The sequence below is a fragment of the Burkholderia cepacia complex sp. TUM26381 genome, assembly GCF_057439935.1.
Genome location: NZ_CM172007.1, coordinates 33,312 through 59,471 on the forward strand (window position 1 = coordinate 33,312; position 26,160 = coordinate 59,471).

At 66.7% G+C, this 26,160-nt stretch carries 22 protein-coding genes and 1 pseudogene; 11 read left to right on the plus strand and 12 right to left on the minus strand.

Annotation, left to right across the window (positions count from 1 at the left end; genetic code table 11):
- Positions 1 to 16: 16 nt before the first annotated feature.
- The 3 genes from glcF to glcD are packed head-to-tail and all read right to left on the minus strand — an operon-like array spanning position 17 to position 3,837.
- The gene (glcF, locus tag ACWMMN_RS16990; protein ID WP_486423679.1) at positions 17 to 1,237 is read right to left on the minus strand and encodes a glycolate oxidase subunit GlcF; all 1,221 of its coding nucleotides are present in this window, start codon (positions 1,235 to 1,237) and stop codon (positions 17 to 19) included.
- Positions 1,238 to 1,261: 24 nt separating this feature from the next.
- Positions 1,262 to 2,338, minus strand: coding sequence for a glycolate oxidase subunit GlcE (glcE, locus tag ACWMMN_RS16995; protein ID WP_486423680.1), 1,077 nt, complete (start codon positions 2,336 to 2,338; stop codon positions 1,262 to 1,264).
- Positions 2,338 to 3,837 carry a glycolate oxidase subunit GlcD gene (glcD, locus tag ACWMMN_RS17000; RefSeq protein WP_059238352.1) on the minus strand — a complete coding sequence of 500 codons (1,500 nt, stop codon included), beginning with the start codon at positions 3,835 to 3,837 and terminating at the stop codon, positions 2,338 to 2,340. Before glcD ends, glcE begins: the two co-directional genes overlap by 1 nt.
- Positions 3,838 to 4,055: 218 nt before the next feature.
- Between glcD and glcC the strand changes: the two genes are divergently transcribed.
- The 3 genes and pseudogenes from glcC to ACWMMN_RS17015 all read left to right on the plus strand — a co-directional run bounded on the left by glcC (position 4,056) and on the right by ACWMMN_RS17015 (position 6,976).
- Entirely contained in the window at positions 4,056 to 4,826 is a 771-nt protein-coding gene (gene glcC, locus ACWMMN_RS17005) for a transcriptional regulator GlcC (RefSeq protein WP_059238354.1), read from the plus strand.
- A gap of 252 nt (positions 4,827 to 5,078) precedes the next feature.
- A pseudogene (locus ACWMMN_RS17010) lies at positions 5,079 to 5,501 on the plus strand (DUF6306 domain-containing protein); the annotation flags it as partial.
- A gap of 47 nt (positions 5,502 to 5,548) precedes the next feature.
- A complete protein-coding gene (locus ACWMMN_RS17015) occupies positions 5,549 to 6,976 on the plus strand; it encodes a DEAD/DEAH box helicase (protein WP_486423681.1) in 1,428 nt (475 codons plus the stop codon).
- 165 nt (positions 6,977 to 7,141) lie between these two features.
- On the opposite strand, the gene ACWMMN_RS17020 is transcribed toward ACWMMN_RS17015, so the two are convergent.
- Both ACWMMN_RS17020 and ACWMMN_RS17025 read right to left on the minus strand, forming a co-directional pair.
- The gene (locus ACWMMN_RS17020; protein ID WP_486423682.1) at positions 7,142 to 7,396 is read right to left on the minus strand and encodes a hypothetical protein; all 255 of its coding nucleotides are present in this window, start codon (positions 7,394 to 7,396) and stop codon (positions 7,142 to 7,144) included.
- A 123-nt stretch (positions 7,397 to 7,519) separates the two neighbouring features.
- Complete coding sequence (locus ACWMMN_RS17025) at positions 7,520 to 8,572, minus strand: helix-turn-helix transcriptional regulator (protein ID WP_059238359.1); 1,053 nt, start codon at positions 8,570 to 8,572, stop codon at positions 7,520 to 7,522.
- Between the two features lie 318 nt (positions 8,573 to 8,890).
- On the opposite strand from ACWMMN_RS17025, the gene ACWMMN_RS17030 reads away from it, so the two are divergent.
- From ACWMMN_RS17030 to ACWMMN_RS17040, 3 genes are all read left to right on the plus strand, one after another.
- A complete protein-coding gene (locus tag ACWMMN_RS17030) occupies positions 8,891 to 9,070 on the plus strand; it encodes a hypothetical protein (protein WP_059238360.1) in 180 nt (59 codons plus the stop codon).
- 309 nt (positions 9,071 to 9,379) lie between these two features.
- A complete protein-coding gene (locus tag ACWMMN_RS17035; protein ID WP_486423683.1) occupies positions 9,380 to 10,993 on the plus strand; it encodes a hypothetical protein in 1,614 nt (537 codons plus the stop codon).
- Positions 10,994 to 11,202: 209 nt separating this feature from the next.
- Complete coding sequence (locus ACWMMN_RS17040) at positions 11,203 to 12,516, plus strand: DUF3944 domain-containing protein (protein ID WP_486423684.1); 1,314 nt, start codon at positions 11,203 to 11,205, stop codon at positions 12,514 to 12,516.
- A 174-nt stretch (positions 12,517 to 12,690) separates the two neighbouring features.
- On the opposite strand, the gene ACWMMN_RS17045 is transcribed toward ACWMMN_RS17040, so the two are convergent.
- The 5 genes from ACWMMN_RS17045 to ACWMMN_RS17065 all read right to left on the minus strand — a co-directional run bounded on the left by ACWMMN_RS17045 (position 12,691) and on the right by ACWMMN_RS17065 (position 19,031).
- Entirely contained in the window at positions 12,691 to 13,542 is an 852-nt protein-coding gene (locus ACWMMN_RS17045) for a carbohydrate ABC transporter permease (RefSeq protein WP_174991704.1), read from the minus strand.
- A 17-nt stretch (positions 13,543 to 13,559) separates the two neighbouring features.
- Positions 13,560 to 14,504 carry a carbohydrate ABC transporter permease gene (locus ACWMMN_RS17050; protein WP_059238367.1) on the minus strand — a complete coding sequence of 315 codons (945 nt, stop codon included), beginning with the start codon at positions 14,502 to 14,504 and terminating at the stop codon, positions 13,560 to 13,562.
- A gap of 54 nt (positions 14,505 to 14,558) precedes the next feature.
- Positions 14,559 to 15,818 (minus strand): ABC transporter substrate-binding protein, encoded by a 1,260-nt coding sequence (locus ACWMMN_RS17055; RefSeq protein WP_059238369.1) that lies wholly within the window; start codon positions 15,816 to 15,818, stop codon positions 14,559 to 14,561.
- 64 nt (positions 15,819 to 15,882) lie between these two features.
- On the minus strand, positions 15,883 to 17,874 hold the full coding sequence (locus ACWMMN_RS17060; RefSeq protein WP_486423685.1) for a beta-galactosidase: 1,992 nt from the start codon (positions 17,872 to 17,874) through the stop codon (positions 15,883 to 15,885).
- Positions 17,875 to 17,882: 8 nt separating this feature from the next.
- Positions 17,883 to 19,031, minus strand: coding sequence for an ABC transporter ATP-binding protein (locus ACWMMN_RS17065; RefSeq protein ID WP_486423686.1), 1,149 nt, complete (start codon positions 19,029 to 19,031; stop codon positions 17,883 to 17,885).
- Positions 19,032 to 19,220: 189 nt separating this feature from the next.
- Between ACWMMN_RS17065 and ACWMMN_RS17070 the strand changes: the two genes are divergently transcribed.
- Positions 19,221 to 20,246: a LacI family DNA-binding transcriptional regulator gene (locus ACWMMN_RS17070; RefSeq protein WP_174991699.1), complete on the plus strand. Its 1,026-nt coding sequence runs from the start codon at positions 19,221 to 19,223 to the stop codon at positions 20,244 to 20,246.
- A gap of 21 nt (positions 20,247 to 20,267) precedes the next feature.
- Here ACWMMN_RS17070 and ACWMMN_RS17075 read toward each other — a convergent pair whose 3' ends face one another.
- Positions 20,268 to 20,909: a GntR family transcriptional regulator gene (locus ACWMMN_RS17075; RefSeq protein WP_174991698.1), complete on the minus strand. Its 642-nt coding sequence runs from the start codon at positions 20,907 to 20,909 to the stop codon at positions 20,268 to 20,270.
- A 131-nt stretch (positions 20,910 to 21,040) separates the two neighbouring features.
- Between ACWMMN_RS17075 and ACWMMN_RS17080 the strand changes: the two genes are divergently transcribed.
- Positions 21,041 to 21,517 (plus strand): OsmC family protein, encoded by a 477-nt coding sequence (locus ACWMMN_RS17080; RefSeq protein ID WP_059240867.1) that lies wholly within the window; start codon positions 21,041 to 21,043, stop codon positions 21,515 to 21,517.
- 28 nt (positions 21,518 to 21,545) lie between these two features.
- Positions 21,546 to 22,190, plus strand: coding sequence for a glutathione S-transferase family protein (locus tag ACWMMN_RS17085; protein ID WP_340625561.1), 645 nt, complete (start codon positions 21,546 to 21,548; stop codon positions 22,188 to 22,190).
- Between the two features lie 97 nt (positions 22,191 to 22,287).
- On the opposite strand, the gene ACWMMN_RS17090 is transcribed toward ACWMMN_RS17085, so the two are convergent.
- Entirely contained in the window at positions 22,288 to 23,238 is a 951-nt protein-coding gene (locus ACWMMN_RS17090) for a LysR substrate-binding domain-containing protein (protein WP_059238380.1), read from the minus strand.
- 114 nt (positions 23,239 to 23,352) lie between these two features.
- Here ACWMMN_RS17090 and ACWMMN_RS17095 point away from each other — a divergent pair, with 114 nt between their 5' ends.
- Positions 23,353 to 25,104 carry an IlvD/Edd family dehydratase gene (locus tag ACWMMN_RS17095; protein WP_256087035.1) on the plus strand — a complete coding sequence of 584 codons (1,752 nt, stop codon included), beginning with the start codon at positions 23,353 to 23,355 and terminating at the stop codon, positions 25,102 to 25,104.
- A 114-nt stretch (positions 25,105 to 25,218) separates the two neighbouring features.
- Positions 25,219 to 26,148 (plus strand): dihydrodipicolinate synthase family protein, encoded by a 930-nt coding sequence (locus tag ACWMMN_RS17100; protein WP_059238384.1) that lies wholly within the window; start codon positions 25,219 to 25,221, stop codon positions 26,146 to 26,148.
- Positions 26,149 to 26,160: the final 12 nt, after the last annotated feature.

Sequence of the window (26,160 nt, forward strand, 5' to 3'; positions counted from 1 at the left end):
GTCCTCCGGAATCAGGTCAGTTGACGAGTCGGTTGTCGACGAGCTCGATCCAGTGGCGCACGGGCGTGCGGCCCGCGCCGTTCAGGTGAGTCTGGCAGCCGACGTTGGCCGTGACAATCAGGTCTGGCCGCGCGGCTTCGAGCGCATCGAGTTTGTTGTCGCGCAGTTGGGTCGCGAGTTCGGGTTGTGTCAGCGAATACGTGCCGGCCGAGCCGCAGCACAGATGGCCGTCGGCGACACTCGTCAGGTCGAAGCCAAGGCGCGTCAGCACGCTTTCGACCGCGCCGCCGAGGCGCTGCGCGTGCTGTAGCGTGCACGGGCAGTGGACCGCGACACGGCGGGGCGTCTCGTCCGCCAGCGCGTCGAGCGGCTCGGCCGCGATCACTTCGGCGAGATCGCGCGCGAGCGCGCTGACGCGCCGCGCTTTCTCCGCATAGACGGGGTCGGAGCGCAGCAGGTCGCCGTATTCCTTCACGAACGCGCCGCAGCCGCTCGCCGTCAGCACGATCGCTTCGGCGCCGGCTTCGATCGCGGGCCACCATGCGTCGATATTGCGGCGCGCGCGGGCGAGGCCCGCGTCCTGCGCGTTCAGGTGGTATTCGGTCGCGCCGCAGCAGCCGGCTTCGCGCGCCGGCGTGACGCTGATGCCGAGCCGGTCGAGCACGCGCGCGGCGGCCGCATTGGTGTTCGGCGACAGCGACGGCTGCACGCAGCCTTCGAGCATCAGCACGCGCCGCGCGTGGCGCACGGCCGGGCGCGGTGCGGCCGCGGGGGCAGCGGCCGGGATCTTGTCCTGCAGCGTGCCGGGCAGCAGCGGGCGCAGCACGCGACCGGCCTTCAGCAGCGCGGCGAACGTCGCCGGGCGCGGCACGACGTGCCGCAGCCCCGCGCGCAGCAGGCGCTCGCGCGCCGGCCGCCGTGCGCGCTTCTCGGCTTCCGCGCGGCCGATGTCGAGCAGCGTGTGATAGCGCACGCCGGACGGGCAGGTCGTCTCGCAGTTCCGGCACGTCAGGCAGCGGTCGAGATGCTGTTGCGTGCGCTCGCCGCACGGCTCGCCTTCGAGCAGCTGCTTGATCAGGTAGATGCGGCCGCGCGGCCCGTCGAGCTCGTTGCCGAGCACCTGGTAGGTCGGGCAGGTCGCATTGCAGAAGCCGCAGTGCACGCACGCGCGCAGGATCGCTTCCGCTTCGTCGGCCCGGGCGAGGGCCTTGCTTGCTTCGCTGAGATTGGTTTGCATCGGCGGGTCCGGATCGGGTTCGCGTCAGAAGCCGGCGTAGAGCCGGCCGGGATTGAAGATCGCATGCGGATCGAGCTGTGCCTTGAGTTGTCGATGTACGCGCATCAGCGCAGGCGGCAGCGGTTGGAACGGCTCGTGGGTGGAGCCCGGCGTGAAGCAGGTCGCGTGGCCGCCCCATTGCGCGGCTAGCCGCTGCACGTCGGCCGGCGCCGCGTCGCTCGCCAGCCAGCGTTGCGCGCCGCCCCAGTCGACGAGCTGTGCACCCGGCAACGCGCCGAGCGGCGCGGCGGCCGGCACCGACACGCGCCACAGCGGACGCGGATCGTCGAAGAACGGCAGCGCGAGGTCGCGCAGCCGGGCCCAGAATGCGTCGCCGGTGTCGTCCATCGGATCGCCGCCGATCGTGTCGCGTGCAGCCTTCACCGAGCCTTCGCCGCCTTCGATCCGCACGCGCAGCACGCCGTCCGCGTGGCACGCGCCTGCGAGCGGCAGCCCCGCGCGCCGCCACGCGGCGATGCGCTGCACGGCTTCGCTGGCGGCAAGCGGCAACGCCAGATCGCAGGTTGCGCGCGGCTTCGGCAGCACCTTCAACGACACTTCGGTCACGACGCCGAGGCAGCCGAAGCTGCCCGCGAGCAGCCGCGACACGTCGTAGCCCGCGACGTTTTTCATCACTTCGCCGCCGAAGCGCAGGTGCTTCGCGTGGCCGGTAATCACGCGGCAGCCGAGCACGAAGTCGCGCACCGCGCCGGCCCACGGGCGGCGCGGACCCGACAGCGCCGCCGCGAACATCCCGCCGACCGTTGCCGTGCCGCCGAACGACGGCGGCTCGCACGGCAGCATCTGGCCGGCCGCGTCGAGCATCGTTTCGAGATCGGCGAGCGGGGTGCCCGCGCGCGCGGTGACGACGAGTTCGGTCGGGTCGTACGACACGACCCCGCGATGCGTGCGCACGTCGAGCGTGCGGCCTTCGACAGGGCGGCCGAGGAACGCCTTCGTGCCGGCGCCGCGGATGTGCAGCGGCTGGCGGTCGTGGATTGCCGCGTCGACCTGCGCGACGAGCGCCGCGCTGTCGTCGATCGATTCGATGTCGCGTCGCATCAGAAGCGCTCCAGTTCGGGAAACGGCAGCTTGCCGTGATGGACGTGCATCGCGCCGAATTCGGCGCAGCGGTGCAGCGTCGGGATGTTCTTGCCGGGATTGAGCAGGCCCTGCGGATCGAACGCGGCCTTCACCGCATGGAAGAACGTGATTTCGTCGGCGTTGAACTGCACGCACATCTGGTTGATCTTCTCGCGCCCGACGCCATGCTCGCCGGTGATGCTGCCGCCCGCTGCGACGCACAGCTCGAGGATCCTGCCGCCGAGTGCTTCCGCGCGATCGAGTTCGCCGGGCCGGTTCGCATCGAACAGGATCAGCGGATGCATGTTGCCGTCGCCCGCGTGGAACACGTTCGCGACCGGCAGCCCGTACTCGGCGGACAGCGCCGCGATCCCTTCGAGCACGCGCGGCAGCTCGCGGCGCGGGATCGTGCCGTCCATGCAGTAGTAGTCGGGTGACATGCGGCCGACCGCGGGGAACGCGTTCTTGCGGCCGGCCCAGAAACGCTGACGCTCGGCTTCGTCGCGCGCGACGCGAATCTCGGTCGCGCCCGCGTCGCGCAGCAGCGTGGCGACGCGTTCGGCGTCGTCGTCGACGTCGCTCGCCGCGCCGTCGAGTTCGCACAGCAGGATCGCCTGCGCATCGACCGGATAGCCGGCGTGGATGAAATCCTCGGCCGCGCGGATCGCGAGGTTGTCCATCATCTCGAGGCCGCCGGGAATCACGCCCGCACCGATGATGCGCGCGACCGCGGCGCCGGCCTCGGCGACGTCGTCGAAGCTTGCCATCAGCACCTTCACGCTCGGCGGTTTCGGCAGCAGCTTCACCGTCACTTCGGTGACGATGCCGAGCATCCCCTCGGAGCCGGTGAATAGCGCGAGCAGGTCGAAGCCCGGTGCGTCGAGCGCATCGGCGCCGAGCGTGAGCGTATCGCCGTCGATCGTCAGGATCTCGACCTTCAGGATGTTGTGCACCGTGAGCCCGTATTTGAGGCAATGCACGCCGCCGGCGTTCTCGGCGACGTTGCCGCCGATCGAGCATGCGATCTGCGACGACGGATCGGGGGCGTAGTAGAGGCCGTGCGGCGCGGCCGCCTGCGAGATCGCGAGGTTGCGCACGCCGGGCTGCACGCGAGCGATGCCTGCATCGGGGTCGATATCGAGAATCCGGTTGAACTTCGCCATCACGAGCAGGATGCCTTTTTCGAGCGGCATCGCGCCGCCCGACAGCCCCGTGCCCGCGCCGCGCGCGACGACCGGCACGCGGTGCTCGGCCGCGACGCGCAGCACCGCACGCACCTGTTCGACCGTGTCCGGAAGCACGACCGCGAGCGGCACCGTGCGGTACGCGGCGAGGCCGTCGCATTCGAACGGCCTGAGCGCCTCGCGTTCATGCAGCACGTCGAGGCCGGGCGCCGCCGCGTGCAGCGCGGCGACGAGCGTGTCGCGGCTGACGGTCGTCAGCGGGCCGTCGATCCGTTCGTCGTAGATGAAACTCATTGGTCTGTCTCCACCATGCGGGCGGCTGCGCGATGCGCGACACGCCGGAAGGAGGGGATTCTTGGCGGGCCGCGCGGGCCTGTCCAGACGTCTTCGATGTGGTCATACCAGTTTTTGGAGCGGCCCTCCGTCGATAGTCGGCGAAGCTCAGGAAATCCCAATTGGAACAAGGCTTTGTGCGAAAATCTCCGCTCTCCGTCCAAAGTGGTCATACCAGTATGGAAATGCAGGATCGAGAAGGGCCGGCCCGACGCGTGGCCGACGTCGTCGCCGAACGGATCGAGAAGCTGATCGTCGACGGCGTGCTGAAGGCCGGGCAGGCGCTGCCGTCCGAGCGGCGGCTGACCGAGAAGCTCGGCGTGTCGCGCACGGCCGTGCGGGAAGGGATGAAGCTGCTGCACGCGCGCGGGATCATCGACACGACGCATGGCAAGGGCTCGTTCGTTGCGAGCCTGACCCCGCAACGCGAGATCACGCCGATGATGCATCTGCTCGGCTCGCAGCCGCGCACGCTGTACGACCTGTTCGAGGTGCGCGGGATGCTCGAGACCGAGGCCGCGCGGCTTGCCGCGCTGCGTGGCACGCCGGCCGATTTCATCCTGATCAAGCGCCGCTACGAGGAAATGACGGCGGCCGATGCGCAGGATCTCGACCCCGCCGCGCGCGCGAAGCTCGATCACGCGTTTCATCTTGCGATCTGCGAGGCGTCGCACAACCCCGTGCTCGTCAACACGCTGCAGTCGCTGACCGACCTGCTGCTCAGTTCGGTATTCGCATCGGTGAACAACCTCTATCACCGCGAACCGCTGAAGAAGCAGATCGACCGCCAGCACGCGCGGCTCTACAACGCGGTCACGGGGCGGCTGCCCGACCAGGCGCGCAAGGCCGCGAGCGAACACATCCGCCAGTGCGTCGAGTATCTGCGCGAGATCGAGCAGGAGGAACAGCGGCTCGTGCGTTCGACGTTGCGGCTCGAAGGGTGGACGTGAGCAGGCGACGGCCCGTGCGGGCGATGACGTAAATCAAGCAGAGTGCATTGACGATGCGGCGTTTTGGTCAAATATGTCACAATGTGATGTATTGAATGTGCGGTCCGTGTTGATGTGCGCACATTCGTGCAACACGCGTCGCGTAACGTCGAGCGTGTTACGCCACCGATCCTGACAGGAGGATGCCGCATGTCGATGCCGCCGCATGGAGACGGCCCCGCCGCCCGCACCGATCCGATTCCGCAAGAAGACCGCGCCGCGTTGCTGACGACGCTCGACGAGCTGCTGGAGGCCGAGCGCGCCGGTGCGCGTGTCGCTTCCGAAACGGCTGCCGAGGTCACCGGCGATCCCGAACTGCATCGGCTGATCACGCATATCCGCCAAGACGAGGCGCACTGGTGCCGCGTGCTCGTCGACGCGATTCGTTCGCTCGATGCGGTCCCGACAAGCGCGACCGGCGCGTTCTACGAGAAGGCGATGGCGATCGACGATCCGGCCGAGCGCATGGCGTTCCTGAATCGCGGCCAGCGCTGGGTCGTGCGCAAGCTGCAGACGCTGCTGCCGACGCTCGCGAATCAGGAGATTCATCACGCGCTGTCGCTGATGCTGGTCGCGCACGAGAAGAACATCGGGGCGGTGGATGTGCGATTGCGAGGGGGCGCGGGCGGGGCGTGACCGGCGCAGTAACCGCTAGAATTGCGGTTTTAGCCCGGAATACATCCATGTCCTTCGCCTCCCTTGGCCTGATCGAGCCGCTGCTGCGCAATCTGCAGGGCCTCAATTACCAGACACCTACGCCGGTGCAGGCCAAGGCGATTCCTGCCGTGCTGAGTGGCAAGGACGTCATGGCTGCGGCGCAAACCGGCACGGGCAAAACGGCCGGTTTTGCGCTGCCGCTGTTGCAACGGCTCGTGCAGCATGGCCCGGCGGTGTCCAGCAATCGCGCGCGCGTGCTGGTGCTGGTGCCCACGCGGGAGCTGGCCGAACAGGTGCTTCAAAGCTTCGTCGAGTACGGCAAAGGCCTCGATCTGCGTTTCCTGGCCGCGTACGGCGGCGTGAGCATCAATCCTCAGATGATGAAGCTGCGCAAGGGCGTGGACGTGCTCGTTGCCACGCCGGGCCGTCTGCTCGACCTCAATCGCCAGAACGCGGTGCAGTTCGACCAGGTGCAGACGCTGGTGCTGGATGAAGCCGACCGCATGCTGGATCTGGGCTTCGCGCGCGAACTCAATGCCGTCTTTGCCGCGTTGCCGACGCAGCGCCAGACGCTGCTGTTCTCCGCCACGTTCACCGACGATATCCGCGCGATGGCGGCGAGCATTCTGCGCAGCCCGGTCGATATCAGCGTCAGCCCGCCCAATGTCACGGCCAGCAAGATCAAGCAATGGGTGGTGACGGTCGACAAGCGGAACAAGCCGGACCTCTTCATGCACCTGGTGGCCGAAAACAACTGGGAGCACGCGCTGGTGTTCGTCAAGACCCGCATTGGCGTGGATTACCTGGCGGCCATGCTGGATGAAGCAGGGTATGCGGTCGACACCATCCACGGCGACAAGCCGCAGCCCGCGCGCCTGCGTGCGCTGGAGCGCTTCAAGACGCGCGAAGTACAGATGCTGGTCGCCACCGATGTGGCGGCACGCGGGCTCGATATCGACGATCTGCCGCTGGTGATCAACGTCGATCTGCCGATCGTCGCGCAGGACTATGTGCACCGTATCGGCCGTACCGGCCGCGCGGGCGCCAGCGGAGTGGCGGTGTCGCTGGTGTGCGCCGATGAAGCGCCGCAACTGGCCGCGATCGAAGCGCTGATCCGGCAAACGCTGCGGCGTGAGGAAGAGCCGGGTTTCGAAGCCGAACACCGCGTGCCGGAAACGAGTGCGACGGGGCAGATTCTCAAGAAACCCAAAAAGCCGAAGAAGCCCAAAGTGCAGCAAGCGGTGCCGGTCGCCAAGGCGGTGCCCGGCAAGAAGCCGCGCCCGCAGGGCGGCGAAAGCCAGCGCAAGCCTGCGGCACAGCACGCGAAGCCGGCCGGAAACGGAACGGACTACACCATCGGCAGCCCGTTTAGCGTGCAGAAGCCGCGCAGCAAACCTGCGGGGAAGGCGGGTGCGGGCAAGCCGGCGGGTGGCCGTGGCAAACCGTCCAGGTAATTCGTCGCTTTCGCGAACCGTGTCATAGCATGCCCATCCCCCGCGCTGAAGACGGGCAATCCGGGCAATCAATGTTGCGCGGGCGTCATTCAACGCGACGTTCAGGATCGTATGGCGTGGCGCCTGCGTCGGGTTGGCGACCGGTTCAGGTTCCTTCAGTGGACGCTACGGGGCAGCCGGGCGCGTCGACTGACGCACCGTCTCTCGTTTCGATGCCTCACGCTTTCGTCCGCATCCGTATTCATCGGTCGTCGGCAAAACGGATTCTGCAACGTTCCCCGCGATCCGAAGCTCCGACGTTCGCTGAAGCAAGCTGTGCATGCCGCCGTCGAGCTTCATTTCGACGACGGCGCGGCGCGTGGCTTGCATCGGAATCGCAGCAGGAAACGGCAGTCGCATCTTATGGTTGTACTGGGCCATGAAGCGGCATTCGGACTTGGTCTGGCCGAGGCGATCGGACGTCGGCGCCGCGCTCAACAGCCGGTACCGGCGGTGACGCCGCGATGTATCCGTGTCTTCTCTGCGACCCGAGCGGCTCTAATATCAATCGCCGCACTTCATTGTGGCCGTCACCGGCAACCGGTAACGCTGCAGTGCCACGTCCAGCAACCCGGCGATCTCTTCGCGCAATTCAACCGGAGAGATCACTTCAACCGACGGCGCGTGCTGCAACAGCAGATGGCGCAGTGCGACGGAAGGCGCCACCGTCGCCCGTAACACGAAGCCATCGGTCTGATCTTCGATATGCTGATCGGCAGCAAGCCGCACCGACCGGAACGGGCTAGGCACGCCCTTCCGTTCGTGAATGCGCAACGCCAGCAGCACGGGCGGCTCGGGGAACCATTCGAGCACCCGGTCATCGCGGATGAAGGCCTCCAGGTCGAAATCGTCTTCGCGCTTGAGATCGTGGCCGAGATTACGCACCGCGACGATTCGATCGCAGCGGATCAGGAAGGCATCCCCTTGCCGGCCGCTGGAGCGTCTGCCTCGCACGACCAGATACCAGCAAGGTCCTTTCTCGACGATTGCGTAGGGCAGCACAACGTACTCCCTTGCGTCGCCGGACTGCTGGTCGGCCTTGCAATACCGTATCGCCAGTGTCTCGTCCCGATACAGCGCGGTCAGTACGGCGTCGAAAATGCCAGGCGGTACCTCCGGCGCAAGCAAGGGATAGCCGGCATCCAGGCGCACCGTCTTTCCCATCCACGCCTGTGCGCTGAGAAGCCGGCTGTCGGCAGCGCTTTCGGCAAGGACTCCCGCGGCGCTATCGAAGTACGCTTCAAACTCCCCCATGCGTTGCGGAAGGTGGTGCTGCGCCAGTTGTTGCAACTTCAGCAAAGCCAGTGCAAGGTCAACGGATGGCCGCTTCATGGATGCGGGCACCCGCTTGATCAAGCGCCAGCGAGTCGCGGGACCCATACCGTCGCGCTCGATCCAGCGCATCTGCTCGAGGGCGGTCAGTGTCCGTCTGGCTTTTCGTTCATGAAAATCCGGGAAACGACCCAGCACGACTTCCTTCAGTTCGCTGGAAGTCCACCAGCGGTCCAATGACGGCGCCATCGCATTCAATACCGCCTCATGTTCGGGCGCGAGCATTCGAGTCTATTGCAGAGTCTGAGGCCGAAATGCTACGAGACACGCGCGGTTTTGTCTAATCGGCCGCGACCGGATCAATGCGCTTCCGGCAAGGGGCGTACTTCACCGCTGGCACTCACCCCGCATGTGTGGCGGGAAAATCATCGGCGCATCGTCCGTGCTGCCTCGGGTCCGATAAAAAAGCGACCGCGTCCTCCGACTGGACAGAATCTGTCCGGTTGCCCTACCACACTGTCGTCGACGGTCCGGCACGACGTGGCCACACCGCCGCGCTGTGTAAAACGAGCGGGCAACCGCGCAACCTGAGGAGTCGACGAGATGATCATTTTCACCACATTCTGGGCAACGTTTACCTTGCTGCTCAATACCGCCATGGCGGCGTTTGGCGCCTGGCTCGCCTCCACGCTGTTCGGCGCGCTTGTGGTGGCGGCCGTCGCATGTGCAATCACGGTCGCGTACAAGGCAATTCCGAAAGGCCCCTTGGAGCGCTTCCTTTAACCGTTGCCCGGTCGGCACCTGCAAACGAAGGGGCACCCCTTCATGACGCTCGCGACCATGGTGTATTGGCGATGCATCGCTCGATCTCGGGCTAAAGATGCGCCGGTGATGGCCGATATTGGTAGTGCACGTTTGCGTACCCCGATCTGCCAGCCGTCTCAACACTGAGCGGCGGGCGGAATGCGCAGCGATGCGGCACCCGTTGGGCAAGCAGCTTGCGTTCGTTTCCGGTAGAGCGCCTCGGCGGTGAGCGATGAACCATGGACCGGCGTTTCTCGCCGGAGATCCGGCTTGGTTGGAGAACAATGAATGTCGACTAGCGTAGATGGATTCCAGCGACGCAAGGCCCTGATGGGCCGGGAGCGGAGCACCGAACTTGCCAATGAAACGCGAGTTCCGGAATCATCGGCAGGCCGTCACGTGGATGAGGCCCTTCTTGCGACGCTTGGGGCAGATGCGATGACCCTGCCTGACTTTTCCGTGCTCCCGGCGGAAGTGGACACGATCCTGAAAGAGGTCACGGACGCGTATAACCGCGGTCGACTCGACGCCACGCTGGAGAAGTGCAAATCGGACGTGATTCAGTCGATTGTCGGCCCGTTCGGGCTCGGCAAGTTTGTCAGCGCCTATGACAAGCGAGGGGGAAACGTCGACACGGTTCACAACGTGCGTAACGGCGTCTGGGCAACGGACGCCGAACGGGAAAGGCACGAGAGCCGGGGCGAGTACGACTCGACGCCCTACCACACCCACGCGAATTACAAGGCCAAGAACGCCGAGACGTCGGAAGGCGTGAAGGCCGGCACGGCAACGGATGCGCTCACTGGCGAGACGCTTCGACACAAGCAGAAGCAACTCGACCACGTGATCTCGGCGAAGGAAACGCACGACGACGCGGGCATTACGCTGGCGGAGTTGAACCACACGGACATGGCAAATCGTCCCGACAATCTGGCTCCGACGCACACTTCGATCAATACCTCGAAGAAGGACAAGAGCATGTCGGCGTATCTGGCATGGCTGGCCGAGCGGAAGGAATCCCGAGACGCGCGCATCGAAGCACTTGCCGCGAAGCCCGAGCTCTCCGACAAGGAGCGCAAGGAACTCGGCAAGCTCACCCAGCAAGCGAGCGTCGATGAAGCCCGCGCCCGGGAACTCGACGAGAAGGCACGCAAGGACAGGGACGGCGAGGTCAACCGCCAGTACTACACCAGCGAGAAATTTGCGTTCAACGTGCTTGGCAGCGGCCTTGTCGAAGGCGGCAAGATGGGGGCGCAACAGATGATCGGCGCGGCCGTTGCGGAGTTTCTCGTCGCGCTCGTCGAGGAACTCCAGGATTGGTATCGCAACGGTCGCAAGGACTTCAACTTCAACGAGCGATTCGGACGGATCCGCGACAGTGTCATTTCCAAGTGGAGGGCATTCCTGTCGCAAGGTCTTCAAGGAGCGCTCTCGGGGTTCATCTCAAACCTCGCCACGGTCGTGATCAATGCCTTCATCACGACGCACAAGCGCGTCGCGAGAATGGTTCGAGAAGGGGTGTTCTCGATGTTCCGCGCGTTCAAGACGATCATCGTGCGACCGGAGGGCATGACCTACCAGCAAGCCATGCACGAGGCGTCCAAGCTCGCGTTCGGGGGGGCGCTGGTCATTGGCGGCGTTGCCATCGAAGAAGTTCTGGTGCGCCAACTCCAGGCGATCGGACTGGGCCTCATCGCCGACGTCGCCGGCGCGGTCATTGTGGGCGCCCTCGTCGCCATCGCGACACTTCTGTGCGCGCTCATGCTGGATCACCTCGATCTGTTCGGCGCCGAGGCAACGACGCGGGACGAACACGTCGGCAAAATGCTGAAGGCAGACACCGAGGCGTCCATGGCGGAGTGCGAACGCTTGTTGCAGGCGCTGGCCGCGAGCGCGGGCTGAGGCGGTTTGGCGCGCGGGATCGGATGCTGAGCCGGCGGCGCCCTGGCTCGGCGAATGCATCACGGGGCCGATCCAAACCGGAGTACATCTTGTCCCTGGCAGATCCGGGACGGGGAAACCACCAGGCTATTTCTACGCCGGTGCCGGCATGTGCGCCAGACATTGGCCCGTGGGCAACTGGACGAAAACTGAACAAACCAAGGATAACAATGGGCATCAAGTATCGGGCGGACAACGACCTGACGTTTCTGAAATACAGTTCGGAGGAGGACCTGGCGGTACTCGCGCGCTATCTGACCCACGACAAGGACGGCAAGCCGAGGCGCGCCAGCGAGTTACTGAGTGATCCCGATTTCCGGAAGGCCGAGGGCCGACCCGACCGTCACCGGAAATCCTGGGACGCCATTGCAGGCGAGCTTCAGCATTTCGGCGGGGACACACTCGCCAACCTGGTCCGTGGCACCGGCGTTCTCTACAAAGAAATTCTGCTGGATGTCTGTGCAAAGCTGAACGTCAAGGTAGAGAAGAAGGGATCGGTCTCGGACATCGAGACGGTGGTGGTCGACAAGGTCATCTCCGATGCGTGGGACAAGCTGTCGCCAGCGGACCAGGATGCGCTGCTGGTTGGAGTCGGCGGCGTTTGCAAGGTGGGCGGCAGTGGCCTCCTGTCGCTTCAGATCCTTTTGCAAGGCGGCGGCCCCGTTGCGTTTGCAATCGTGAGGGCGCTTGCAGCGTCACTCGGCTACACGCTGACCGGTCAGGCGATACTGATCGCGGGTGGCGGGGCAGTCTTGCGTGCGTTTGCCGGCCCGTTCGGCCTGGCGGCCTCCGCATTCCTCCTGGTGCCCAGCATCAGCGGAGCAGCGTATCGAGTCACTATCCCCGCCGTTATTCAGATCGCCTACATGCGGCGGGCGATGCATCAAGACGGAGCTACTTCCAACGACGCGCCGAGTTCGCGGCCGGTGGGCGCGCCGGGTGGGCGGTTCGGCTACTGGGCGGCGGTGAGCGCGGCCATCGCCAGGAACGCTTGTGCTGCTGCATCCGACGCGATTTTGCCCAAGCGCGAGGCTGCCAGGGAACCGGGTCTCCCCCCCGATATTGCCGCCGAAATGCGAGCTCGACAGGCCAAGCTGGAGGCCGCGGTGGCCGCGGTGTTCGTGAGAACCAAGAGCCTGGAAGAATACTTCGAACTCATCGTATCGACCCATGCGATTGGCCTGGCCTGTGCTGCGGTGGAGGGTAACGTTTCCCAGGAGCAAGCACGCGAGATCAACGAGTTTATCGCGGGTGTCGGAGGCAGATTGATGCCTGAGCATGTTCTCAAAAAAATCGAGCGACTATCGAGCGCCCCGCCCAATCTCGCGACAGCGTTCGAACTGGTCAGTCGACACAACGCGGAATCCTTGGCGTTTTTCGACAGCGTCGTCGAGGACACGCTGGCGTTGAGTGGGCGCGACAAATCCGCGATCGATAAAACACTCGGTGAGTGGCGGGCGCTGCGCATGAATCGCGCGGCTTGATATGCAAGGGGCCTGCCGCGCCGAGGCAGGCAAGCTTGTCGGGACGTCGATCGCGTTGCAGCCGCTCGGTTCGACGCGGGCCGACATCTCGCAGGAAAAGCATGAAAAAAGCCCGCCGAAGCGGGCAACCTCACGATGCGGAGGGGGAGATACGAAAACGCGTTCGGTGCGCGCTCAGCCTTTCGTCGCGCCGAACGTGAGCCCCGCGACGAAATGTTTCTGCATCGCGAAGAACATCGCGACCGACGGCAGCGCGGCAAGAATCGATCCGGCCGACACGAGATTCCACGACGTCGTCCATTGCCCCTTCAGCGCCGCGACGCCGGCCGTGATCGGCGCGGCCTCGTCGCCCTGCGTGAGACACAGCGCCCAGAAGTAATCGTTCCACACGAACGTGAACACCAAAATCGCCAGCGCAGCCAGCGCGGGCCGAATCAGCGGCAACACGATCCGCCAGAACACCGTCCATTCCCCCGCGCCTTCGATGCGCGCGGCCTCGATCAGCTCGAACGGCAACTGCTTGATGAAGTTGCGCAGGAACAGCGTGCAGAACCCGGTCTGAAACGCGACATGAAACAGGATCAGCGCTTCGACGGTATTGAACACACCGAGCCTCAACGACAGGTCACGCACCGGAATCATCAGCACCTGCACCGGCACGAAGTTGCCGGCGACGAACGTGCCGAACAGCGCGGTACTGCCGCGAAACCGGTAGGTCGCGAGCGCGAAGCCGGCCATCGCCGCGAGCGCGATCGAGCCGATCACGGACGGCACCGTGATCTGCACGCTGTTCCAGAAGTAATGCAGCATCGGCGACGTCGTCAGCGCGTCGCGATAGTTCTCGATCATCGCGAAGTGGCGCGGCCAGCCCCAGTAGTGGCCTTCGACGAGTTCCTCGGTCGAGCGCACCGACGTGACGAACACAGCGATCATCGGCAGCAGCCAGATCAGCAGCGCGACGGGCAGCGACAGCTTGTACAGCCGGCGCGAGACGGGCTTCCATCGGGCAACGGGTGTCGGAAACATGATGAGCCTCCCCGGGGTCACTGCTCGTTGCGCAGCATGCGGCGCAACTGGAACACGATGTAGACGAGCATGATCGCGAACAGCACGACCGCGATCGACGCGGAATAGCCGAGCCGGTAATACTTGATTGCCTGGTCGTACATGTAATACGCGAGCACGGTCGAACTCTCGAACGGCCCGCCGCTCGTCATCACCGAGATCAGGTCGAAGCTGCGCAGCGCACCGATCACCGTGACGACGATCGCCATGAACGTGGTCGGCCGCAGCTGCGGCAGCACGACGTGCCACAGCAGCGCGACGCCGCGCGCGCCTTCCATCCGCGCGGCCTCGATCTGTTCCGGGTTGACCGACGTGAGGCCGGTCAGGTACAGGATCATGCAGTACGCGGTCTGCGGCCACAGCGCGGCGAACACGACGCCGAGCGTCGCATAGCGCGCGTCGCCGAGTACCGGGATGCCGTGCCCCGCGATCAGCGCGAGCAGCCCGAAGGTCGGATCGTAGAACCACGAGAAGATCAGGCCGACGACCACGCCGGACAGCACGAACGGCGCGAAGAACAGCGACTTCACGAGCCGGATGCCGCCGACCGCCTGGTTCAGGTACAGCGCGAGCGCGAGGCCGAGCGGCGGCGCGAGCATGAAGAGCGCGAGCCAGATCACGTTGTTGCGCAGCGCGGTGTAGAACGTCGGGGCCTGCAGCAGCTCGGCGTAGTTCGCGAGCCCGACGAAGGTGCGCTCGGTCATCCCGTCCCAGTTGTACAGGCTCAGCCACAGCGTCGACAGGATCGGCCAGATCACATAGACGGCAACCATCGCGCAGGCCGGCGCGAGAAACAGCCACGCGGCGCGCTGTTGCCGCCGCACGGCGGGCGACGGGCGGCGCGCGGGCAACGCAGCGGCGGATGTCCCGCGCGGCGGCGGCGCGGCGCCGGCGGGCGGGGTGGACGTGATCGGACTGGACACGGCAAGCCTCCTGAACGGACACGGCGGCGCGCGGCCGCCGGTTGGGTCACGCGGTCACTTCTTGTAGATCCGCTTGCGGGTCTGTTCGAGCTGCGCGAGCACCGTATCGAGCTGCGCGGGATTCGCGAGGAACTGCTGCATGCCCTTCATCCCTTCGTCGGCCATTTCCTTCGTCATGTCGCGGTCGTAGAACTGCGCGACGCCTCCCTTCGTGTCGGCAAGGATGCGGAAGCCGATGCGCGAAATCGGATCGGCCGGCTCGGGCGACTTGCTGTTGGCCGACAGCGAGCCGAGGCCTTCCGCGAGCTTCGCGCCCATCTCGGGCGTTTCGACGAACGCGAGGAACGTGTGCGCGTCGGCCTTGTTCTTCGCCTTCGTCGGGATGTGCAGCGACTCGACCGGGCCGTCCTCGGCGGTCGGCACCTTCGGGTCGATGACCGGGAACCGGTAGTAGCCCATTTCCTGCTTCACGCTCGGCGGAAAGCCGGCCGCGATGAAGGTGCCCATCAGCATCATCGCGGCCTTGCCCTGGAACAGGAACGGCTGCGCGCCGTCGAGATCGTAGGACAGCGCGTTGTCGATGAAGTAGCCGGCATCGATCAGCGATTTCCATGTCGTGTAGACCTTCTTCACGCGCGGGTCGGTGTACGGCACGTCGCCGGCCATCAATTGCTGGTGGAACGCGTTGCCGTTCAGGCGCAGGTCGAGATAGTCGAACCAGCCGGCGAGCGTCCACGCGTCGCGGCCGCCGATCGCGATCGGCGTGATGCCGGCCGCTTTCAGTTTCTTGCACGCGTCCAGAAACTGGTCCCAGGTCTTCGGCTCGTCGGCGATGCCGACCTTGCGGAACAGGTCCTTGCGGTAGAACAGCCCCCACGAGTAGTAGACGGTCGGCGCCGCGTACTGCTTGCCGTTGTACGACGATGCGTCGCGCGTCGACGCATACATCGCGCCCCAGCCGTTTTTCGTCCAGTCGCCGCTCAGGTCTTCGAACAGCCCGCGCTTCGCGTAGTACGCCATCCGCTCACCCGCGTGCCAGTTCACGACGTCCGGCGCGACGGTCGTGAGCCACGCGGGGAGCTGCACCTTGTACGCTTCCTCGTCGACGAAGGTTGCCTTCACGTCGATGTCGGGGTGCGCCTTGCGAAAGGCGTCGAGCGTCGATTGCCAGACCGCGCGCTGGCTCGCGCCCTTGAACGCGATGTTGATCGTCAGCGTGCCGGCATCGGCGGGCGCCGTCATGCCGAGCGACGCGAAGGCGACGGCGGCGGCCGTGGCGAGCCGGGCGGCGGCGCGAAGGGGGCGATGTGTCATGCGTGTCTCCAGTCCTGTGTGTCGTTGTGCGTGACCGGCGCGGCGTGGCGCCGGTGGCGGGATGCTACGAACGGCTTCGATACACGGCCACGTCCCGCGGCCCGACTTGCGCGGCGCCGAGCACGAATGCCGACGGCGGCACTGCGTCGATCGTGTGCGGTGCGTTGCCGTAGTTGAAAACGTAGGTCAGGCCGCCGCGCCGGCTCACGCGCACGCCGTCGCCGAGCGGCACCGGCGCGAGGCCCGCTTCGGCCGCGACGTCGGCGAACAGCTTCGTGGTGGTCGCATCGTCGAACAGCGCAGCCCAGTAGTGCAGCACGCCATGCGATACGCAGGCCGGATGACCGTCGGCGAAACGGGCGCGCACGACGCTGCGCGTGTCGTCGCGCAGCTCGACGAAGTCGCGCCAGTGGCGCGCATCGCCCGCGAGCGGTGAACCGTCGCGCAGCGTGCCGTCGATCCGCTCGGTCACGTTCGGCCGCAGCGACTCGACGCGCCACACGCGCACCGGCAGGATCGACGCGAGCGGGCCGGGCGGCAGCGTCGGCGGAATCTGCAAGTCGACGGTCTTCGAACCGGTACGCGGCCCGAACACCGCATGCGCGCCCGATGCGGCGAGCCGTGCCGCGAAATCGTCGGGCACGACGGGCAGCGGCGGCACGACGACGAGGCGGTAGCCGTCGAGCGGTGCGTTCGCCGAAACGATGTCGACGTCGAGGCCGAGCGCGCGCAGCGCCGAGTAGTACTCGAATGCGAAGCGCGGGTAGTGGAAATCGGCGCCCTGCGGCTGCACTTCGAACAGCCACTTCGCTTCGTAGTCGAAGACCAGCGCGACCGGTGCGCGCACCGGGCCGTCCGCATCCGCATCCTTGCCGGCGTCGTGCACGGCCGCGATCTCGCGTGCGACGCGCTGCGCCTCGCGGCCGCCTTCATCGAGCTTGTCGTCGGGCGTGTGCAGGCCGGCATGCATCTGTTCCTGCGCGAACGGCGCCTGCCGCCAGCGGAAGTACGACACGCAGCCGGCGCCGTGCGCGAACGCTTCCCAGCTCCACAGACGCACCATGCCCGGCAGCGGCGCGGGGTTCCACTGCGCCCAGTTCACGGGCCCCGGCTGTTGTTCCATCACCCAGAACGGCAGCTTCGACATGCCGCGATAGAGGTCGTGATTGAACGACGCGAAATCGGGATGGCCGGTGCGCAGCCAACGCGCTTTCACGTCGGGCGCGAACCATTGCTCCTCGAGCGCGCCGAGCGGGTAGCTGTCCCACGTCGCGATGTCGAGGTCGCGGGCGACCTCGTAGTGGTCGAACTCGGTGAACAGCTGCATGAAGTTGTGCGCGACAGGCCGGCCCGGCGAGTGCGCGCGGATCACGTCGACCTGCATCCGGTGATAGCGCGCGACTTCGTCGGACGCGAAGCGCCGGTAGTCGAGGCGATGCGACGGATGCGCTTCGGTTACGGTGCCGACGGGCGCGTCGACTTCGTCGAAATGGCGATACTCCATGCTCCAGAACACGGTGCCCCACGCGCGGTTCAGCGCGTCGATCGTGCCGTAGCGTGCCTTCAGCCATGCACGGAAGCGTACGAGCGCGGCCGGCGAGTAGCTGACGACGGTCTGATGGCAGCCGAGTTCGTTGTCGGTCTGCCAGTAGCGCACGGCCGGGTGGCGGCCGTAGCGTTCGGCGACCGCCGTGCAGATCTGGCGCGACGCTTCGAGATAGGTCGGCGACGAGAAGTCGTAGTGGCGGCGCGAGCCGAATGCGCGCGGCCGTCCGTCCGCGCCGATCGCGAGGATGTCGGGATGGCGGTCGACCAGCCACTTCGGCGGCGTCGCGGTCGGCGTGCACATCACGATCTCGAGGCCGGCCGCGCCGAGCACGTCGATCGCGCGGTCGAGCCAGCCCCAGTCGTATTCGCCCGGCGACGGCTCGATGCGGCTCCACGCGAATTCGGCGATCCGCACCTGCTCGATGCCGAGCGCTTTCATTCGGCGGGCGTCATCGGCCCACATCGATTCCGGCCAGTGTTCCGGGTAGTAGCAGACTCCGAGGCGCATGCCGATCCTTATGCGTAGTGGTGGACGTGGACGTCGGCGCACGCGGGCACCGCGCGGCCGTCTTCGGTGAAGAGATGGCAGGCCACGGCCGGCGCATGCACGTGCACGCGCTCGCCGGTGCGCACCTGCGCGTCGCCGGGGACCTTCGCGATCAGCGGCGCGCCGCCGGGCCCGTCGAGGTGCACGTAGGTTTGTTCGCCGAGGCGTTCGACGAGCGCGACGTCGCGTGCGAGCGTCGTTGCGTCGGGTGCGGCGCCGAGCGTCAGGTGTTCGGGGCGAATGCCGAGCGTCACGGCGGTGCCGGCGCCGAGGGCCGAGCCGTCGCGCGGCAGCGTGAAGGTTTCGCCGGACGGCACGAGCGTGACGGTCGTGCGATGTGCGTCGCACGCAGCGACGACGGCCGGCAGGAAGTTCATTCGCGGCGAGCCGATGAAGCCCGCGACGAAGCGGCTGGCGGGGTGATGGTAGAGGTCGAGCGGCGCACCGACCTGCGCGATGCTGCCGTGCTGCGCGGTGTCCGCGCCCGCGTGCAGCAGCACGATCTTGTCGGCGAGCGTCATCGCCTCGGTCTGGTCGTGCGTCACGTAGACGACGCTCGCGCGTTCGAACTGCCGGTGCAGCCGCGCGATCTCGATGCGGGTCTGGCCGCGCAGCGCCGCGTCGAGATTCGACAGCGGCTCATCGAAGAGGAACACGCCGGGCTCGCGCACGATCGCCCGGCCGATCGCGACGCGCTGCCGCTGGCCGCCCGACAACGCTTTCGGCTTGCGCTCGAGCAGCGTGTCGAGTTGCAGGATACGCGCGGCGTCGCGCACCTTCCGGTCGATCTCGGCTTTCGGCACACGGGCGAGCTTCAGCCCGAACGCCATGTTCTCGTACACCGTCATGTGCGGAAACAGTGCGTAGCTCTGGAACACCATCGCGACGCCGCGCTCGGCGGCCGGCACGTCGTCGACCCGGCGGCCGTCGATCGACAGCTCTCCCGCGCTCAGGTCCTCGAGGCCGGCAATCATGCGCAGCAACGTCGATTTCCCGCATCCGGATGGTCCGAGGAACACGCAGAACTCATGCGCGCCGATCTCCAGATCGACGTCGCGAATGACCGGCGCGTGATCGCCATAGGCTTTCTGCACGCGTCGCATCGAGATGCTCGCCATTGTCTCCGCTCCATGTTTTAATACGCCGTACTGCATGATTAAGCGCTTAATCACCGCGATCAAAAAAAGAGGCGATGCGATCGCGGCCGAGTCGCGCCCGTTCGACGGGCGGCAAGGTGTGCGGCGATAGTGCGCCGCTTCGGTGAGCGAAGCAAATACTGGATCGACGTCTCATATAGTGAGCATACGATGGCAACCCTGGATGAAGTGGCGCGTCGCGCGGGCGTGACGGCCGCAACGGTGTCGAACGTGCTGCGCGGCCGCGGCAGGGTGGGCGACGCGACGCGGGCGCGCGTGCTGGAAGCGGTCGAGGCGCTCGGGTACCGGCCGCATCTCGCCGCGCGGGCACTGGCGGAAGGGCGCGCACCGACGGTCGCGCTGATGGTGTCGAGCATCGCGAACCCGTTCTATCCGGAGTTCGCGCTGGCGGTCGAGCGGGCGGTGCGCCGCAACGGACAGTTCCTGATCGTCTGCAATACGAATGAAGATCCGTTGCAGGGGCGCGCGTATCTCGACCAGATCGCCGGCACGATCTCCGAAGGGATACTCGTGACCAACGCGAACCTGCATCTGCCGGATCTGCTCGACGTCGCGCGACGCGGCGTGCCGGTCGTGCTGTGCCTGTGGGAGCGGCCCGAGGCGCCGCCGGACGGGTTGCCGTGCGTGGCGATCGATTTCCGTGAGGCGGGACGGATCGCGACGCGGCATCTGCTCGAACTGGGTCACGAGAAGATCGGCGTGATCGTCGGCGGCGCAGCGAGCGGCGTGCAAGCGGCGCGCTACGACGGCTTCGTTGACGTGATGCGCGAGGCCGGGCTTGACGCGTCGATCGTCGCGGCCGAGCGCGATTCGATCGAAGGCGGCGTGCGCGCGGCAGGGCGACTGCTCGATGCGCATCCGCGGTTGACCGCGCTGGTTGCGACCAATGACCTGCCGGCGATCGGCGCCATGCACGCAGCGGCCGATCGCGGCAGGCGCGTACCGGACGATCTGTCGATCGTCGGCCTGACCGACATTCATCTGGCGAGCGACACACGCCCGACGCTGACGACCGTCGCGATCCCGACCGCCGAAGCGGCCGGCCTCGCGGTCGAACTGCTCAATACGTTGCGCGAGGCGGGCGGGCAGAGCGACGCGGCGTCGCGCGTGCGTGTCGCGTCGTTGCCGAAACTGAGGGTGCGCGGGACGACCGGGCCGGTACGGCGCGCGGTATAACGGCGTGCGCGCGAGCCGGGCTCACCCGCCTTCGACGAGCCGCATCACGATGTTTCTCGCCGACTCCAGATGCGCGACCGTCATCGAGCGAGCCGCACGCGCATTGCGTTCGCGGCACGCTTGCAGAATCTCTTCGTGTTCGACCTGGAACGACGGCGTATCGGCGAGCAGGGTGGTTTGCAGGCGCTCGTAACGTTCGACCTGACTGCGCAGTTCGGCAATCGACCGCAACTGCCGCGCATTGCCGCAACACGCGTAAAGCAACGCGTGGAATTCGCGATTCAGTTCTCCCTGCCTGCGCGGCACGGCCGCATCGCCGAGCAGGCGATGCACGAGTTCGGCGCGCGCGAGCGTCTCGTCGTCGAGCCGCTTCACGCTCCGGTAGATCGCGTCGCCTTCGAGCAGCACGCGCAGGTCGTAGATTTCCTGTACGTCCGATGCGCTCAGCATCCGCACGACGGCGCCGCGATTCCTGAAGATATCCAGCAATCCCTCGCGTTCCAGCCGCTGGATCGCTTCGCGCATCGGAATCCGGCTGATGCCGAACCGCTCGGCCAGATCGCGCTCGACGAGCCGTTCGCCAGCCGCCAGCTCGCCGTTGATGATCATGTCGCGCAGCGACGCGGCGATGGCGTCTGCCGTAGAGTCGAGTTTGGCTTCCATGCCTGCATGTTCCGTCAATTTGGAATAATGGTATACCAAGCGGCAATCCAGTGCCACAATGACGGCCACAGGCGGGTGCTGCAAAACGGCATCCGGCACGGTCGAAGCAACCGACATCAATGGAGAGCGAGATGGCAGCAGGCGAACACAAGTATCGCGTCGCAGTGGAGTGGACGGGCAATCGCGGCACCGGCACGTCGGGATATCGCGAGTACGGCCGCGATCATGTGATCCGCGCGGGTTCGAAGCCGGATATTCCTGGTTCGTCGGACGCGGCGTTTCGCGGCGATGCATCACGCTGGAATCCGGAAGACTTGTTGCTCGCGTCGGCATCGGCGTGCCACAAGCTCTGGTATCTGCACCTGTGTTCCGATGCCGGCATCCGCGTGGTGTCCTATGTCGACCACGCGGAAGGCACGATGCTCGACAGCGCACAGGAAGGCCGCTTCACCGAAATCGTGCTGCGTCCGCACGTGACCATTCAGGCCGGCGGCGATCGCGAAAAGGCGGCGCATCTGCATCACGATGCGCATGCGAAATGCTATATCGCGAACTCGGTCAACTTCCCGATCCGCTGCGAACCCGTGATCGAGTTCGCCGCCGCCTGACGCCGCCAGCCGCCAAACGAAATCGACGATGAAGCTTTTCTACTACCCCGGCAATGCGAGCATGGCGCCGCACTTCGTGCTCGAGGAAATCGGCAAGCCGTTCGAGCTGGCGTATGTCGACCGCACGCACGACCAGCACAAGTCGCCGGACTATCTCGCGCTGAATCCGAACGGACTCATCCCGGTGCTGGTCGACGGCGATCTCGTGCTGTACGAAACCGCCGCGATCTGTCTGCATCTCGCCGATACGCATCCGGAGCGGCGGCTTGCGCCCGGCCTCGGTACACCGGCGCGCGCGCAGTGCTACAAGTGGCTCATGTGGCTCACCAACACGCTGCAGGCAACGCTGATCGCGTATTTCTATCCGGAACGCTGGGTCGATGCGGGCAATGCGTCGGGCGCCGCGCAGGTCAACGCGCATGCGGAGGCAAAGATCGCGACGCTGCTGGATCAACTCGAGCATCAGCTGGAAACGGGCGGCGGGCCGTGGCTGCTTGGTGAGCACTACACGGTGCTCGATCCGTACGCGCTGATGCTGTGCCGCTGGACGCGCGGCTTTGCCGCGCCGGCACGGCAGCGGCCGGTACTCGGCGGTTATTTGCAGCGGGTGCTTGCGCGCCCGGCGATCCAGCGGGCGTTGAAGACGGAAGGGCTCGCAGCGCCCTGGGTGTAACGCGCGGCAGGAGCCGCATGCGCGTCACGCGGCGCGCGTGCATGCCGGGCGATACGGGCGATACGGGCATCCCGGCAACCGATCCGCCGCAGCGTCGTCACAGCGAGACGCCGTAAACCTCCCGCGCCGCCACGCGAATTGCATCGGCCATCACCGCGACGGCTGGCGAATGCAGCCGGTCGGTGCGCGTGATGATCCCGAAATCGTCCATCCGGCAATCCATCTCCAGCGGCAGCACCGTGACGATCCCGTGCCGCGCGTAATAGCGCGCGACGTCCTCGGCCAGCACCGCGATCATGTCGCTCTGTTCGAGCAGTTGCGTGATGAACAGCAGCGCTGCCGTTTCGACGAGGTTGGCGGGCGGCGCGAGGCTCGCACGCTGGAACACGAGCTCGAAACGATGCCGCAGCACGCTGCCGGCCGGCGGCACGACCCACGCGGCGCGCTGCACGTCCGCGAGCGACAGCGGCACCTGCGCGAGCAGCGGGTGGCCGGTTCGCACGACGGCGGCCACCGGCTCGCCGGTCAGCGGCTCGTAGCGCAGGCGCAGCTTGTCGTGTTCGGCAGAGAGCCGGCCGAGCACGATATCGATCTTCTCCTGCGCGAGATGTTCGAGCAGCACGTTGCTGGTGTCGATCTCGACCGACACGTGCAGGCCCGCGTGCGTGCCCTTCACCGCGGCAACGGCCGGCGGCACGAGCCGCAGCCCCGGCGACGTGATCGCGCCCACCGCCACGTGGCCGAGATGGCCGGCCTTCAGCGCGGCCAGTTCCTCATGCGCCTGGTCGAGACTGCCGAGCGCCATGCGCGCGTGGCGGATCAGCGCGTCGCCGTACAGCGTCGGCCGCATCCCGCGCGGCAGGCGCTCGAACAGCACCGCGCCGATCGATTCCTCAAGTTCGCGCAGCAGCTTCGACGCGGCCGGCTGCGTCATGCTCAGCGCGGCCGCCGCGCGATGGATGCTGCCTTCGTCGGCGAGCGCGACGACCAGCAGGAGCTGGCGTGTCTTCAGGCGGCCACGGTTTCCCCACGGGCTGGCTTCGGGCATCGTACGGGTTTATATCGATATCGGAATCGATATCGTAATCGCCAAAAACGTCATTAGCCAGTTATCAAAATTCTGCCTAGACTGCGCCGGTATCCCGTCACCCGAGGACAGACGATGTCGGCAACAAAACCGAGGCTGCGCTCCGCCCAATGGTTCGGCACGAACGACAAGAACGGCTTCATGTACCGGAGCTGGATGAAGAACCAGGGCATCCCCGATCACGCGTTCGACGGCCGGCCGATCATCGGCGTCTGCAACACGTGGTCCGAACTGACGCCATGCAATGCGCACTTCCGCAAGCTCGCCGAGCACGTGAAGCGCGGGATCTCCGAGGCGGGCGGCTTCCCGGTCGAATTCCCGGTGTTCTCGAACGGCGAATCGAACCTGCGGCCGTCGGCGATGCTCACGCGCAACCTCGCGTCGATGGACGTCGAGGAAGCGATCCGCGGCAACCCGATCGACGCCGTCGTGCTGCTCGCCGGCTGTGACAAGACGACGCCTGCGCTGCTGATGGGGGCGGCGAGCTGCGACGTGCCGGCGATCGTCGTGTCGGGCGGCCCGATGCTGAACGGCAAGCTGGAAGGCAAGAACATCGGGTCGGGCACGGCCGTGTGGCAGCTGCACGAAGCGCTGAAGGCCGGCGAGATCGATCTTCATCACTTCCTGTCGGCCGAAGCCGGGATGTCGCGCTCGGCCGGCACCTGCAACACGATGGGCACCGCGTCGACGATGGCGTGCATGGCCGAGGCGCTCGGCGTCGCGCTGCCGCACAACGCGGCGATTCCGGCCGTCGATTCGCGTCGCTACGTGCTCGCGCACATGTCGGGCATCCGCATCGTCGAGATGGCGCTCGACGGTCTCGTGCTGTCGAAGATCCTGACGCGCGCGGCGTTCGAGAACGCGATCCGCACGAATGCGGCGATCGGCGGGTCGACGAATGCGGTGATCCACCTGAAGGCGATCGCGGGCCGCATCGGCGTGCCGCTCGAACTGGAAGACTGGATGCGGATCGGCCGCGCGACCCCGACGATCGTCGACCTGATGCCGTCGGGGCGCTTCCTGATGGAAGAGTTCTATTACGCGGGCGGGCTGCCGGCCGTGCTGCGCCGCCTCGGCGAAGGTGGGCTGCTGCCGCACCCGGCGGCGCTGACGGTGAACGGCAAGTCGCTGTGGGACAACGTGCGCGAAGCGCCGAACTACGACGACGAGGTGATCCGCCCGCTCGACCGGCCGCTGATCGCGGATGGCGGCATCTGCATCCTGCGCGGCAACCTCGCGCCGCGCGGCGCGGTGCTGAAACCGTCGGCGGCGAGCCCCGAACTGCTCAAGCATCGCGGCCGCGCGGTCGTGTTCGAGAACCTCGACCACTACAAGGCGACGATCAACGACGAGGCGCTCGAGGTCGACGCCAGCTCGGTGCTCGTGCTGAAGAACTGCGGGCCGCGCGGCTATCCGGGCATGGCCGAGGTCGGCAACATGGGGCTGCCGCCGAAGCTGCTGCGCCAGGGCGTGAAGGACATGGTGCGGATTTCGGATGCGCGGATGAGCGGCACCGCGTACGGCACGGTCGTGCTGCACGTCGCGCCCGAGGCCGCTGCCGGCGGCCCGCTCGCGGCCGTACGCAACGGCGACTGGATCGAACTCGACTGCGAGGCCGGCACGCTGCATCTCGACATTACGGATGACGAACTGCAGCGCCGCCTGTCGGACGTCGATCCGGCCGCGGCACCGGGGGTGGCCGGCCAGATCGGCAAGGGCGGTTACGCGCGGCTGTACATCGATCACGTGCTGCAGGCCGACGAGGGGTGCGACCTCGACTTCCTGGTCGGCACGCGCGGCGCGGACGTGCCGAGCCATTCGCATTGAGCGGCGCGCGGCGCGAGGTGCGCCGCAGCCGGTCGCGGGCGCCCGGCCCGCACGACGTGAAACCGTGAACGCATGACGGCCGGCCGTGACCGGGGCCGAAGCAGGACGCGAACCATGACATCGAGCAGCACGCCGCGTTATCGCGGCATCTTCCCCGTCGTCCCGACGACGTTTGCCGACACCGGCGAGCTCGACCTCGCGAGCCAGAAGCGCGCGGTCGATTTCATGATCGACGCGGGCTCGGACGGGCTGTGCATCCTCGCGAATTTCTCCGAGCAGTTCGCGATCACCGACGATGAACGCGACGTGCTCACGCGCACGATCCTCGAGCACGTCGCGGGCCGCGTGCCGGTGATCGTCACGACGTCGCATTACAGCACGCAGGTGTGCGCGGCGCGCAGCCTGCGCGCGCAGCAGCTCGGCGCGGCGATGGTGATGGCGATGCCGCCTTACCACGGCGCGACGTTCCGCGTGCCGGAAGCGCAGATCTTCGACTTCTATGCGCGCGTATCCGACGCGATCTCGATCCCGATCATGATCCAGGACGCGCCCGCGAGCGGCACCGCGCTGTCCGCACCGTGTCTCGCGCGGATGGCGCGCGAGATCGAGCAGGTCGCGTACTTCAAGATCGAGACGCCAGGCGCCGCGAACAAGCTGCGCGAGCTGATCCGGCTCGGCGGCGACGCGATCGAGGGGCCGTGGGACGGCGAGGAGGCGATCACGCTGCTCGCCGATCTCCATGCGGGCGCGACCGGCGCGATGACGGGCGGCGCGTATCCGGACGGCATCCGGCCGATCCTCGACGCGTGGCGCGCAGGGCGCCACGACGATGCGTACGCGCGCTACCAGGCGTGGCTGCCGCTGATCAATCACGAGAACCGCCAGTCCGGGATCCTCACCGCGAAGGCGCTGATGCGCGCAGGCGGCGTGATCGCGTGCGAGCGGCCGCGGCATCCGATGCCGGAACTGCACCCGGACACGCGCGCGGAGCTGCTCGCGATCGCGCGCCGGCTCGATCCGCTCGTGCTGCGCTGGGCGCACTGAGCGATGCGCGAA